The organism is Sphingomonas sp. GM_Shp_1 (genome assembly GCF_026540895.1).
Lineage (GTDB): Bacteria > Pseudomonadota > Alphaproteobacteria > Sphingomonadales > Sphingomonadaceae > Sphingomonas.
Genome location: NZ_JALNUR010000008.1, coordinates 65,425 through 78,583, shown reverse-complemented (window position 1 = coordinate 78,583; position 13,159 = coordinate 65,425). Strand labels below are relative to the sequence as shown.

The 13,159-nt window shown below is 64.8% G+C and carries 12 protein-coding genes; 2 read left to right on the top strand and 10 right to left on the bottom strand.

Annotated features, from left to right (window positions below):
• Nucleotide 1: 1 nt before the first annotated feature.
• The 5 genes from OXQ33_RS06615 to OXQ33_RS06595 all read right to left on the bottom strand — a co-directional run bounded on the left by OXQ33_RS06615 (nt 2) and on the right by OXQ33_RS06595 (nt 5,120).
• On the bottom strand, nt 2-1,987 hold the full coding sequence (locus OXQ33_RS06615) for a TonB-dependent receptor (protein ID WP_267433906.1): 1,986 nt from the start codon (nt 1,985-1,987) through the stop codon (nt 2-4).
• A 107-nt stretch (nt 1,988-2,094) separates the two neighbouring features.
• Entirely contained in the window at nt 2,095-2,967 is an 873-nt protein-coding gene (locus OXQ33_RS06610; protein ID WP_267433905.1) for a LysR family transcriptional regulator, read from the bottom strand.
• A gap of 167 nt (nt 2,968-3,134) precedes the next feature.
• Nucleotides 3,135-3,779, bottom strand: coding sequence for a DsbA family protein (locus OXQ33_RS06605; protein WP_267433904.1), 645 nt, complete (start codon nt 3,777-3,779; stop codon nt 3,135-3,137).
• 49 nt (nt 3,780-3,828) lie between these two features.
• On the bottom strand, nt 3,829-4,473 hold the full coding sequence (locus OXQ33_RS06600) for an SDR family oxidoreductase (RefSeq protein WP_267433903.1): 645 nt from the start codon (nt 4,471-4,473) through the stop codon (nt 3,829-3,831).
• 29 nt (nt 4,474-4,502) lie between these two features.
• The gene (locus tag OXQ33_RS06595) at nt 4,503-5,120 is read right to left on the bottom strand and encodes an NAD(P)H-dependent oxidoreductase (protein ID WP_267433902.1); all 618 of its coding nucleotides are present in this window, start codon (nt 5,118-5,120) and stop codon (nt 4,503-4,505) included.
• 101 nt (nt 5,121-5,221) lie between these two features.
• Here OXQ33_RS06595 and OXQ33_RS06590 point away from each other — a divergent pair, with 101 nt between their 5' ends.
• The gene (locus OXQ33_RS06590; RefSeq protein ID WP_267433901.1) at nt 5,222-5,599 is read left to right on the top strand and encodes a helix-turn-helix domain-containing protein; all 378 of its coding nucleotides are present in this window, start codon (nt 5,222-5,224) and stop codon (nt 5,597-5,599) included.
• Between the two features lie 102 nt (nt 5,600-5,701).
• Here the strand turns inward: OXQ33_RS06590 and OXQ33_RS06585 are convergent, their stop codons facing one another.
• From OXQ33_RS06585 to OXQ33_RS06570, 4 genes are all read right to left on the bottom strand, one after another.
• Complete coding sequence (locus tag OXQ33_RS06585; protein WP_267433900.1) at nt 5,702-6,214, bottom strand: RidA family protein; 513 nt, start codon at nt 6,212-6,214, stop codon at nt 5,702-5,704.
• 59 nt (nt 6,215-6,273) lie between these two features.
• A complete protein-coding gene (locus OXQ33_RS06580) occupies nt 6,274-8,865 on the bottom strand; it encodes a TonB-dependent receptor (RefSeq protein ID WP_267433899.1) in 2,592 nt (863 codons plus the stop codon).
• A gap of 324 nt (nt 8,866-9,189) precedes the next feature.
• A complete protein-coding gene (locus tag OXQ33_RS06575) occupies nt 9,190-10,785 on the bottom strand; it encodes a flavin monoamine oxidase family protein (protein WP_267433898.1) in 1,596 nt (531 codons plus the stop codon).
• A gap of 469 nt (nt 10,786-11,254) precedes the next feature.
• On the bottom strand, nt 11,255-11,680 hold the full coding sequence (locus OXQ33_RS06570) for a BLUF domain-containing protein (RefSeq protein ID WP_267433897.1): 426 nt from the start codon (nt 11,678-11,680) through the stop codon (nt 11,255-11,257).
• Between the two features lie 171 nt (nt 11,681-11,851).
• Between OXQ33_RS06570 and OXQ33_RS06565 the strand changes: the two genes are divergently transcribed.
• Nucleotides 11,852-12,481: a PilZ domain-containing protein gene (locus OXQ33_RS06565; protein ID WP_267433896.1), complete on the top strand. Its 630-nt coding sequence runs from the start codon at nt 11,852-11,854 to the stop codon at nt 12,479-12,481.
• Between the two features lie 18 nt (nt 12,482-12,499).
• Here OXQ33_RS06565 and OXQ33_RS06560 read toward each other — a convergent pair whose 3' ends face one another.
• Complete coding sequence (locus tag OXQ33_RS06560) at nt 12,500-13,132, bottom strand: response regulator (protein WP_267433895.1); 633 nt, start codon at nt 13,130-13,132, stop codon at nt 12,500-12,502.
• Nucleotides 13,133-13,159 lie beyond the last annotated feature (27 nt).

The window sequence follows — 13,159 nt, the reverse complement described above, 5'->3', positions numbered from 1 at the left end:
CTCAGAACCGCGCCGCGATGCCCATCCAGACCCGCGCCGGATCGATGACATAGCCGAACCGCTCGAAGGTCAATCGCTTGTCGAACAGGTTCATGACGCCGCCATGCAGGGTGAAGCGCCGCGTCATCTTGTACGACGCGCCAATGTCGACGGTGGTGTAGGACGGCGCGACGGTCGAATTGCCGCTGATTTGCGCCTCGGTGATCGCCTCCTCGCCGCGGAAGATGCCGCGCACATAGCCGCTGAACCGCTTGTTCGGCTTCCAGTTGAGCGAGGCGCTGGCCTGCTGCTTGGGCGTGTCGTTGAGCGCCGCGCCGATATTGGCGCCGCTCAACTGTTCGGAGTCGGTCAGCGTTCCCGTCGCGTTCAGCCGCAGCGTCCGGGTCAGCGGCAGGTCCACCGTTGCCTCGATCCCGCGTACCTTGGCCCGGTCGACATTGACATAGGTGGTGGGCGGGCGGCCGATCGAGCTGAGCGGCTCGCCGGTGCACCAGGCCCCGGCCTGGACGCAGGTGACGCGGGTGATTTTGTCGTTGAACCGCGTGTCATAGGCGGTCAGGCTCGCCTGCACCGCGCCGCCGTCGTACAGCAATCCGGCCTCGATGGTGCGCGACGTCTCCGGCTCCAGGTCGGGATTGCCATAGATGGTGCCGCCGCGGCTCGACTGGCCCCAGTCGGGCAGCGTCTGGCGCAGATTGGGGGCGCGGAAGCCCTGCGAATAGCCGCCCTTCAGGGTGAAGGCGCGATTGATCTCCCACACGCCATAGACTCGCGGCGTCCAGTGGGTGCCATATTGCTGGTCGTCGTCCATGCGCAGCCCCCCGGTCAGCCGCAGCCCGGTCAGCAGGGTCAGTTCATTCTCCGCGAACAGGGCCATCTGCCGCCGCCGCGCACCGTCGCGGGTCGATCCGGCAAGCAGGTTGCCGACCCTGTCGGTCAGGTCCTCATGCCGGTAAAAGGCGCCGACGCTCAGCGAATTGGAGGGCAGGGGCACCATCCAGATCGACTGGCCGACCAGATTGCGGACGTTCTTGCCGTCCCGAAGGCTCTTGGCATCCTCAAGCTGGAGATAGCTTTCCGAGGTGGCGAAGCCCCAACGACCGCTATGGCTGATCGACCCGACATTGCGCCGCTGCGACTGGATATTCTCGGTGCCGACCGGCACGGTCGCGCTCGTCGCCACCGTCTTGCCCGCCGTCGCCGTGACCGTCTGGCGATAATAGCCCAGTTCGGCGAGGAAGCTGTGGTCGGGGCCGGCGTTCCAGCCGATCTTGCCTGCCAGGCTCTCGTCATGGCGCTCGGGCGTGCCGCCGATGACGCGGTCCTCGGCCCGCCGGGTCGCCGCGCCCTGCAACTGGATGCCGACCGATCCGGCGATCGGGCCGGACAAATAGAAATTGCCGTCACCGACATTGCCATAGTCGGAGCCGAGCTGCATCGTGCCGTTGACCCGCGCGCTGCCGCGCCAGGTCTTGGCGATGCGGCGGGTGATGATGTTGACCACGCCGCCCATCGCATCCGACCCGTAGAGCGACGACATCGGCCCGCGCACGACCTCGATCCGCTCGATCGCCTCCAGCGGCGGCAATTGCCCGCCCTCGGAGATGTTGCCGCCATTGGTGCGGGTCTCGCGGCTCGACAGGCGCTTACCGTCGACCAGGATCAGCGTATATTGCGGCGCCATGCCGCGGATCGAAATATCGCGGCTGTTGCCCTCGCCCGGCGTCACGGTGACGCCGGGAATTTCCAGCAGGGCGTCGGTGACCTCGCGATAGGGCAGGCGGTCGAGATCCTCGCGGGTCAGCACGCTGATCGAGGCGGGGGCATTCTTCACCTGCTGCTCGCGCCCGCCCGAAGCCGTGACGACGATCTCGTCCGCGCGGGTCGTCTGTTGGGCGGGTGTCGATTCCGAACCGGCGGCGAGCGCGGGTGTGGAGCAGGCGAGCGCGATGAGCGCCGCAGTCGAGCGGTTTGCGATGGTCGGCATGAAGGTTCCCGTTTTGGCGCTTGCTATTGCAAGTCGTTCGCAGCCCTATGCCGCGTGGGTCGGGGACCGGCCAGACGCGAAATGCGAATAACGCTTATTCATCCCGGTCATGCGCAATGGCGGGCCAGCAGGTCGGCGAGCCACTGGGTCGCCTGGTCGCGCGCGCTGCGGGGATGCCAGAGCAGGCGATAGTCGAGCGGGGCGATGATCTCCGGCGCGGGGCGGATCGCAAGACCATGGCTGTCGGCGAAGCGCGTGGCCGCGCGGCTGGGCAGGGTCATCAGCGCGTCGCTGCCCGCCAGAAGCGCGGGGGCGGCATGGAAATAGGGCAGGCGGGCGGTGATACGCCGCTCGGCGCTGCGGCTCCCCAGCCGGTGTTCGACCCCGTCGACCGCCATGTCGCCGACCACCACCCCGATATGCGGCCAGGCGAAAAACTCATCGAGCGGCAGCGGCGCGTCCGGACCCGCCAGCGCGTGGCCCTGGCGCATGATGCAGCGGAACGTGTCGGAGAAGAGGGCGCGGCTGGGAACCGTATCCTGTTCCGCCGGCAGGCCCGAGACGATCAGGTCGATCTCGCCCGAGGCGAGCTTCTGCATCATGTCCGGGCTGAACGGCACGATGTCGATCGTGACCGCCGGAGCCTCGGCGGTGATCGCCGCCAGCGCCGGGGCGATCACCGTCAGGACGCCATAGTCGGTCGAGGCGATCCGGAAGCATCGCTCCAACGTGTCCGGCGCGAAGCTGGGCGCATGGAGCAGCGCACTGGTGGAGGCGAGCCATTCCTCGACCGGACCGACCAGCCCCTCGGCGCGCTGGGTCCGCTGCATCCCGCCGCTGGTCCTGACCAGCAACGGATCGTTGAGGATATGCCGCAACTCGGCCAGCGAACGACTGACCGTCGGCTGGCTCAGCCCCAGCCGCCGGGCGGTCCCCGTGACGCTCCGAGTTTGGAGGAGCACCGCCAAGGTCGCCAGCAAATTCAGGTCGATATGCCCCGGATGAATGATCCTGCCTCTTCAATATCGGTAACGATATTGCACATCATTACTAAAAGCCGGTGCAGCAGGCAATGTGGGAGGGCGATTCCGGCTTGTGACGGAGCAATTGCCGGGGCCGTTTCATCGCCCGTCAGGCCCGGTCGAGGCTAGGTCGGCGCTGGGAGAGCGGTGGCCTGACGGATGGCCGAGGCGATCTCATCCTCGCTGCGCCCGCCATGGATTGCGATGCGGCCGCCGAAGACGAAATGGGGAACCGATCGGACCCCGGCCGCCATGGATCGGGCCGCTTCCTGTTCGACCCGACGATGTTGCGCAGGGTCGAGCGCGATCGTGCGGGCTTCCTCGCGCGCGAAGCCATGGCCCACCGCGATATCGGCGAGAATATCGGCATCCGATATGTTCTTCGCTTCCAGGAAATGCGCATCGGTGATCGCAACGGCGAGGGGGTGCTGGGTACCCCGCTCGCGTGCCGCCAGGATTAGCCCGTGCGCGGCCTGGGTCGGGTAGGTCCAGGGCTGACGGCTGAGATCGAGGTCGAGGCCGGACGCGCGCGCTTCCGCCTCGGGCCGGGCGAAGGACGCCTTGGGATCGGTGATGCCGTAGCGCGAGCGCAGGAGATCGGGAATATACAGCCCTTCCGCCGGTGCATCCGGGAGCAGGAGGACCGGATGCTGACGGATATCCACCGCCAGACCGGCGAAACGTTCCGCCAGAACCTTGTCTAGGCGGTGATGCCCGATGAGGCACCAGGGGCAGCTAATCTCCGTATAGAGATCGATTTGCAGCATCATGCCGTGCTTCCGCTCCATCCATTCGACAGGGGCGATGCTCCGCTCGCCATCACAGGCCATCCGCGATCCCGGGTGCCGCGTGGATATGGTCCTGGGATGTGACCTGATCGACCAGGAACGTCGCGAGGTTCCCCCGCGACAACTTCAGGCCGAGCTTCTCCCGGCCATACCAGCCGACCGCGATCCGACCGGTCGCGGGCCCGTCCTTGAGAAACGGAATACGGACCAGCGTCCAGTCCAGTCGCGAACGGCTAACCAGTTCGGCGGTCGCCCTGATATCGTCATAGGCGCTACGGACCGTCAGCTTGAACATCATGACCAGGGCGCGCCATTTCAGGTCGAAACCGTCCTGCGGATCCCGGTGGCTCGCGGTCGAAATCTGAACGAGCCGACGCACATCCACCTCTTCCATGACGGAAATGATCGTGCCGAGACCGCGCATGATCGGCAGCGTCTCGCGCGTCTTGCGGCCGTTGGGGCCCAGCGCGCTGATCACCGCATCGGCGCCCGCGATGCACGCCTTGATCGCATCCCGATCCTTCAGGTCGCCGACGACGATGTCGATCCGGCCGGAAAAGGCGGAGAGCTTGGCCGCGTCGCGCGTGTAGACCGACAGCTTATGGCCCCGGGCGAGCGCCTCCTCGATAATATATCGTCCAGTCGGACCGGTCCCGCCGAAGAGGGCGATCTTCATCGAACGACCCTGAGGTTCAAGGGTCATGATCAGGCGGCTTTTTCCAGAACCGAGCGAAGCCGGATTTCGGTGGCGGCGATGGCTGCCTGGGTCGCGTCCGGTCCGAAGGCGGTGCCCTCCACGCGGATGACTTCGACGTCGGTCAGGCCGATGAAGCCCAGCAGGTGGCGCAGATAGCCGGTCTGGAAATCGAACGGGGCCCAGGGCCCGTCCGAGAAGACGCCGCCCGTGGCCGTGACCAGATAGACCTTCTTGCCGGTCAGCAACCCTTCCGGACCAGTGTCGCCATAGCCGAAGGTCACGCCCGGCCAGGTGATGTGATCGAACCAGGCCTTGAGCTGTGATGAAAGGCCGAAATTGATCATGCCCGATCCCAGGACGATCACGTCGGCGGCCTTCACCTCCTCGACCAGCGCCTGCGCCAGGCCGACCGCTTCGGCCTGCTCGGGTATGCGAGCCTCGGGGGCCGCGACACGGCCATGGATATAGGCCGGGCCGATATGCGGGGGCGGGGCCGCCGCAAGGTCACGGGTGACGAGTGTACCGCCCGAACGGGTCCGAAGACCCTCGGCGATCTCGGTCGCGAAGCGGGTGGACAGGCTCTCGGCACCACGGGGGCTCGACGTCACGAGAAGGATGTTGGTCATGGTTGCTCCAGCGGGATCAGGGTGGTAACGATTTGTTACTGACACTAATAAAGTGACCGGCAAGACCCCCGCAAGAAGGCACTTGAATGACACCAGGTGACATGGATTTTCCTACCCCCGGCCAGGAAACCGACTGCCGGATGGTGCGCGAGATCCTGGACCTCGTCGGCGACAAATGGAGCCTCTACATCATCGCGACGCTGAAGGACGGGCCGGTCCGGTTCAACGAACTGCGGCGTCGGATCGAAGGCATCTCGCAGCGGATGCTGACGATCACTTTGCGCGGACTGGAACGCGACGGGTTGGTGAAGCGGACGCTCTTTCCCACCATCCCGCCGCGCGTGGATTATGAGCTGACGGATGTCGGACGGTCGCTGCTCGCGCCGGTCATGGCGATCACCCTGTGGGCGAACGCCCATCAGGAAACCATACAGGACGCCCGCATGCGCTATGATGCGAGCCAGGAGCGGAATCCGTAATTCGACGCTCCGATCGATCCGTTCGCGAGAGGCGGAATCGGATCGCTACGGTCGAGTCTTTGGGCCGCCGATCGCGCCGAACGGAATCGACGGCCCGAGCGGTCACTTCGCCGCTGTCACCTCGATTTCGACGAGGAAGGCGGGGCCGGCGAGCGCGGCGACCTGCACCGTCGAGCGGGCGACGGTGTTGGGGTTTTCGGGCGTGCCGAAGAATTGCTTGAACCCGTCGTTCATGCCCGCAAAGTCCATCTTGCCGCCCAGCTTGGGATCGCCCGCGACGAATACGGTCATCTTGATGATGTCCGCCATCGAGAAGCCGCGCGCGGCGAGGATCGTCTTGATCTTGTTCAGGACACTGACCGTCTGCGTCTTGGTGTCGCCGAAGTCGGCGATGGTCAGCTGCGCGGGCGGCGTCTTGGCGGTTGGGTCGATCGGCGAGGCAAGCTGGCCCGAAAGGTAGAGCATCGTCCCGCCGGGCTTCACCGTCACCCCCTGAAGGATCAGGCCGGGAGGCGTGTTGGCGTGGCGGGTGACGGGGCCGCTCTGCGTGAAGGCGGCGGACGCGCCGCATAGGGCCAGCGCAAGGACGGGGGCAGCGAGCAGACGGAACGACATGGATGGATCTCCGGTAAGCAAGGCTGGCGGGCGCCGGGGTGACGCCCGCCAAAACCCTATCAGAAGCTGACGTTGATTCGGGCGTAATAATAACCGCCGTTGATGCCATAGGGGCTGAAGGTCAGCGGCGCGTCGAGCACGTTGCCGCCATTGACCAGCGTCTGGTTGGTGGTGCCGGGCACCAGCGGGATCGTCGGCGGCTTCTTGTTGAAGACGTTGTTGGCGCCCAGGGCGAGGCCGAGCGAGGGCGAAATGTCGTAGTTCAACTCGACATCGCCGATGAACGCAGTGCCGATCGTCTGGTTGTAGAAGGTGCCGCCATCGGGGCTCAACTGAGCCGAGCTTTTGCCATAGACGGTGCCGCGCAACGTCGCCGAGAATTTGTCGATGCTGTACAGAACCGAGGTGATCACCTTCACCCTGGGCGACGCGGTTTCGATATTGGATTGTGCGCCCAGGTTGAACAGCGGGATGATCTGTCCGTTGGCGGGATTGGTCAGCGTCGCGGGCGCGGCGATCAGGCGTTGCAGCTTGGTCTCGTTGTAATTACCCGCGATCGTCCAGAGCGCCTTGCCCGCATCGCCGAAGTCCGAGTTATAGCTGACCACCAGGTCGACACCGCGGGTGCGGGTATCCGCGCCGTTGGTGAAGATGTTGATGCCGGTCTGGCTGACCGTCGGGTCGAGCACATTGCCATTGGCGATGATCGCGTCGCGCACGATCCCGAAATTGACCGCGCCGCCACTGCCGAAGATCGAGCCGGTACCCAGGATGCGGTCGCGGATCTTCACCTGATAGGCGTCGAGCGTGATCGTCAGGGCGGGCAGCGGGCGGATGACGGTGCCGAGCGAATAGTTGGTCGATTTCTCGGGCTTCAGATTCTGGAAGCCGATCAGCTTGGCCGCCGCCGAGTTGGCCGGCAACTGCACGAAGGCTGCTGTCGGCGAGACGTTGGTCGCGGAATAATAGGATTCGGCGAGCGTCGGCGCGCGGAAGCCGGTCGACACCGTGCCGCGCAGCGCGAAGGCGTCGGAGAAGTCGTAGCGCCCCGTCGCCTTGTAGATGAACTGGTCGCCGAAATCGGAATAATTCTCATAGCGCCCGGCGACGTCGACCTTCAGCGCCTCGACCGGATTGGTCGCCAGGTCGAGATAGAGCGACTTGGCGGTCCTGCTGTTCACGCCCGCGTCGGAGGGACGGAAGCCGGGATAGGCCTGGCCGCCTTCCTTGTAGATCGATCCGGGATCGCCCGATCCGATCTCATAGACGTTGCGGCGATATTCCGCACCGAACGCGACGTTGATCGGTGTCGCCAGCCCGGCCTCGATCTCGCGCCGGACGTCGGCGTTCACCGTGAACTCGGTCGACTTGAAGAAGCCGTTATAGAAGCTGGTCGGGGTGAAGCCGGTATCGGCATAGAGCGAGGCATTGGCCGAATCGACGGTGTAGATTTCGGCCTTGTCCTGGCCGAAGGTCGTCGACAGGTCATATTGGAAACCGCTGACGGTGCCGCGCACGCCGCCGGTAAAGGCCATGTCGTCCTCGCGGATCTTCTCGCGCGGGGTAAAGCCGTTGACCGGGTTGTCGCCATTGGGATCGAAATAGGTCGTCACGCCCCCGACGGTACGCGACACGCGGGTCGGTACGCGGACATTCTGGCGAGCGCTGGCGATCCGCTTGGAATAGGTGCCGAAGCTGTAGACCTCGACATCGCCGAAGTCGTAGGCGGTATTGTATTGAAGGTTCGTCAGCCAGGATTGGGCATCGCCGTTGATCCTGTTGACGTAAGGGAAATTGTCCATCAGCGGATAGAGTTGTCGCTGAAGGGCATTGAGCGAGGGATTGGACGTCGCGGTCAACAGCGCGCCGCTGCTGTCGGTCACGCGCCGGTCGAGCCCGCCGATCTGGGTGAAATCGTGGAAGCGGTGAAAGGCGGTGACGTTGAAATAGCCCGTCTCGCCGACCTTGGTCGCCAGGTGGAGCGTGCCCGCCAACGTGTCGCCGCCGACGTCGTAATTCTTGCCTGCGGTAATATAGCCGTCGCCGCCCGACGCATCGTCCTTCAGGATGACGTTGATGACGCCCGCGATCGCGTCCGAGCCATATTGGGCCGCCGCGCCGTCCTCCAGCACTTCGATGCGCTTGATCGAGGAGGGGCTGATCAGGTCGAGGTCGGCCGTCGCCGCGCCCTGGAAAGGTCCGCCGAGGACCGCGAGGTTCGAGGTGCCGTGTCGCCGTTTGCCGTTGACCAGCACCAGCGTGTGGTTGGGGCTGAGGCCGCGCAGCCGCGCCGACAGCGTCAGATTGGCGGTGTCGCCGCCGAACGCCTGTGCGACGAAGGAGGGGACGAGCTGGGTCAGCACCTGGTTGAGGTTGGGCTGGCCGACATGGCTGAGCGCCTCTTCGCCCAGGACCTTGATCGGGGCGGCGCTTTCGGCGGCGGTGATGCCGGTCGCGCGGGTACCGGTGACGATGATCTCATCGCCCTTCTGCGCGGGGGCGGCCTCCGTGGGATCGGGCTCCGGATCGGACATGGTCGTCGCGGAGACGGGCGTCAGGCCGGAGGTCACTTGCGCCGATGCGGCGGTGCTCGCTCCGAACAGCAGGCAGGTCGTCAATGCGATATAGGACACGGCATGGCGATTCATCATGGTTATCCCCCTTGTTGTAGCGCAACAAACAGGATCCCCTCCCAATCATGTCTTTTTGATTTTATGATGTGGTCGTGACGACATATCCGTAGATGGAAGTGATTTCCCAATGCTCATGATTTGATGAATGCTTGGTCATGGCAAGGTCATCATTTGCGGCGTTATACATTTCCTCGATGAATGTCGCAAATCTGCAACACGTATGCCGTCAATACTTGCAAGATGCGCGAATGGTACGGCTTCCGTTAATGCGGAGCCGGATGAATTCTTGTTGTTGATTTCAGGAAGCGGCGGGGCGGGGGCTTGGCGCCCGCCCCGCCGGGCTCAGGCCGCGCGTCTGGCCGCGGCCGGCCCCTCGCTGGCGACGCGCCGGGCGAGGGCACTCACCTGCCGCTGGGCCGACTGGATGCCGCCTTCCTGCCAACCCGGCGTCTGGCTCAGCGCCGCGCCGGCGAAATAGACGCGACCCTCCGGCTCCTGGAGGAAGCGATAGGCGGGGGTGTCGATATGCCCCTCCTGCCGGCCATTGGCACTTCCGGCGTTCCAGTCGGGCCAGGGCCCCAGGCTGAAGGGAATTTTGTGCCAGTTGACCGCCAGGCCGTTGACGCAGTCGGCGCCGTGCCCGGGGTGAAGCCGGTCGATGACGCCGCGCGAAAAGGCGATCTGCTCGGCGATGGGGCGCTTCTGGAACTCGGCGGCGGCCGGGCCGGAGCTATAGCAGCCCAGGATCATGCCGCGCTCGCTGTGCAGCCCCGCCGACGGATACCAGACCAGCGTGGTCGGCCCGCCGACGAACGAGATGCCGCCATAAATCTGTTCGCGTTCCCAGAAGCGCGGGCTCTCAAAGGCGACCTTGTTGGAATAATCATACTTCACCTCGGCGATGGTGCGCTTCAGCCGGGGGGAGAAGTTGGTGGCGATGCCCGCCAGCACGGGGAAGGGAATAGTGCAGATCAGATAGTCGGCGGCGACGGTGGTGACCACGCCGCTGCTCCGGTCGCGATAGACGACATCGACCCCCGCCGGTTTCTGCCGAATCTCCGTCACTTCGGCACCGAGCAGCGCGGGACGGCGCAGATGGCGGTCGAAGCCCGCATGGATGCGGTCCATGCCGCCCACCGGCTCGAACATCGTCGCCTGCATGTACAGATTGTCCTCGAACAATGTCATCGGCAGACGCTGGTTGGCGAGCAGCTGGTCGAGGGGCATCGCGGTCGACGGCGAGGCGAAGGTGACGCCCGCGCCCGGCGCGGTGCCGAAGCCCGAGCGTTCGCTCCCCTTGAAACTACCGTCCGCGTCGAGATCGCCATAGGCCTTCAGGAACGGCATCAGCCGCTCGCGATCGACCGCGCTGAGTTCCCGGTCCAGCGAGCCCTGGTTGATCGCCTTGGCCAGCAACTCCGCGATCCGGCCGCGCATGTCGTTGATCGCGGTGCGCATCCGGATCTTCGACCCGTCATCGCCCATGATATAGGCTGATCGGCTGGAATTGACTTCTACCTCCATCGGCACGCCGAATTTCTTGGCGTACCCGAGCAGCCCCTGGTGAAAGCTGGGGATACGGGCCGGTCCGGCGTTGAAATAAATGCCGTCGGAGAAGCGCGCGGTCTGCGTATCCTCGCCGTTCATCTCGATCCGGTCGCCGTCGCGCACCGTCCAGGCGCGTCCGCCGACGCGGTCGCGCGCCTCCAGCAGGGTGACCAGGAAACCCGCCTGCTCCAGCTCATAAGCGGAGGTCAGCCCGGCGATGCCCGCCCCCAGCACGACGACATGCCGCCCGCGCCCCAGCCCCTGGGGCAGGGGTTCCCAGGTTTGCGCATGGGCGATCCCCGCGATTCCGAGCGCCTGCATCGCGCCCATCATCGGGCCGATCCCCGCCAACATTCCCAATTTGCCCAGTACCGCTCGCCGTGTTGCCATGCCGTCCTGTTCCCCCCTCGGTCCAGATGCTGAAGCAGCGGACGGCGAAACGCCGTCACACCCACCCGTCAGCATCCCCTCGGCGCCAGGATCACAGGTCCCGGGACAATCCAAATGGATCGTCACGCAACTTTCGGTCATTCGCTCGATCGGCGAATGAATCAAAATGAAAACTAATCGGCGCTAAATTGCAACTTGTTTGTTATGTCGATGAAACCGGTTCGTAACCGGCGGAACGCTTGTCATGCCATGGCGATTAGGCTCTTGATGCACGGCAATTCGACCAATGGCAGCCTGGTCAACACCTCCCCGCGGACGCAGCGGGCCGGGTAGGCCGTTCGCCTGCCTCCGACGCGACGGCGACCACTGGCGCGGTAACGTTCCGGCCGCCGCGTCCCTTCGGGAGGTGTTTTTGCCTCCTCGCTGGCGTCCGGATCCCCTTGCGAGAATATCGCTATCGCCGCGCTGCTCAGAACCCCTTTATGCCGCCGGTCCGCGAGAATTCCGTCAGTACGAGCTTGAGGTCCCGCATCGCGCCCCCGGCATCCAGCGGCAGCCGTTCGTCCACCCGCTGCAACTCGCGATCGACGAATGTCGACTGTCCCGAATAGGCAAGCGACCAGCCCGCAAACTGTCGATTGGCGACTTTCCCCGCCTCGAGTGTCTGGACGTTCGCATGGCGGGTGTCCCGTTCGATGGCCGTTCGCAAAGCCGTGACGTTGTCGGGCGGCCCTTCTATCCATTGGGCGAAGCGCGAGCCGGAGAAGATCAGCGCGCCGGTCACCTTCAGATCGACGTTACGGCGTCTCGACACTGCAACGATCAGATCGATCGCTGCGACCTGTTCACGGTCCGAAAGGTTGGATGTGCTGAGGTATAGCCAGGTCGCCAACATAGCAAAGGACGCAGGTTGAAGGTTCGTGCCGTGCCAATAACGACCTGAATTCCCTTGAGCAATGGGCGTCGCAGCCGGGATGGTTTACGAAATGCTAACGGCGATCCTCGTAATTTTTTCGTCTGCAATCCTCCCGCCCGGTCTGCCACTCCCGTCGCAGGGAGGATGACCATGCATCGTTCAAATCAACTCGCACGCATCGACCAGCGGCCGGTTTCGACGCTGGGAACAATCATGCCCGGCGAACGCCGTCGCGCGTCGCGCCTGCGCACGGTCTATCGGGTGGCTCGCGTCACGGCGCGTGGCGATCAGGGACTGGCTCGCGTTCAGAATATATCGGACGAGGGGCTGATGATCACGACCTCGCTCCCTCTTTGCCTGGGGGACCAGGTGCGGGTCGATCTGTCGGAGGCTTGCAGCCTGACCGGGACCGTCGTCTGGCACGATCAGAATCGCTGCGGCCTCCGGCTGCTCCATGCGATCGACAGCGCCGCACTATTGCGCCGCCTCTTCGAGGAACGCCGGTCGGGACGCGCGCGCCCCTTGCGGCTCGTGCATAGCAAGAAGGTCGTTATCTCTTCGGAGCATGGGTTGAGTGTCGCCGCATTGCGGGACGTGTCGCAATGCGGGATGAAGATCGCCCACGATGGCAGTTTCCATTCGGGGCTTACGGTGAAGGTTCTGCTCACACCAGGCGTCGAACGGCGCGGCGTCGTCCGCTGGTCGAAGGACGGGATTGCGGGCATCGCGCTCACCGAAATCTTCAGCGTCGAAGACCTTGGCTCGCTTAGTTGCATCTAGGCGTCGCTGCCCGCAGCCTCATCGAGGCAGCCAGCCCGCCTGTACGGCAATACGGATCGCCTCGGCCACCGACCGGACGCCGAGGTGATCGAACAGATTGCCGCGATGCATCTCGGCCGTCCTGACGCTGATGCCGAGCGCGTGGGCGGCCTGCTTGGTCGATTGTCCCTCGACCAGGGTACGGAGGAACTCCGACTCTCGCGGCGTCAACCGGGCGATACGGCCGAGAGCGTCTTGCCGGGCGCCGTCCGCCATAAGCGCCGATGCCAGTTCGTCGCTCAGCGATCCGAGCAGCCCCAGCAGCGCCGCCTCTTCGAACGGCTTCTCCAGGAAATCACGAGCCCCGAGCTTCATGGCGCGGACGGCGCTGGGCAGGTCGCCATGCGCCGTGATCATGATGATGGGAAAGCGCAGGCGCAGCGCGTCGGGAAAACGCTCGAGAAAGCTCAGGCCATCGAGTTCGGGCATGCGAATATCGACGAGAACGCAGCCGGGGGCGAGCAGATGCGCCTCATCCAGAAAATCGCCGGCGGCCATGAATGCGCGCGGTTGATAACGCGCGCTCGACAGCAGGAACGAAGTGGACCGGCGGACGACCGCATCGTCGTCGATGATATAGACCGGTCGGGCCGATCGCCGCGCTTCAGCCATGAGCGATGGGCATGGAACTGGGGGAAC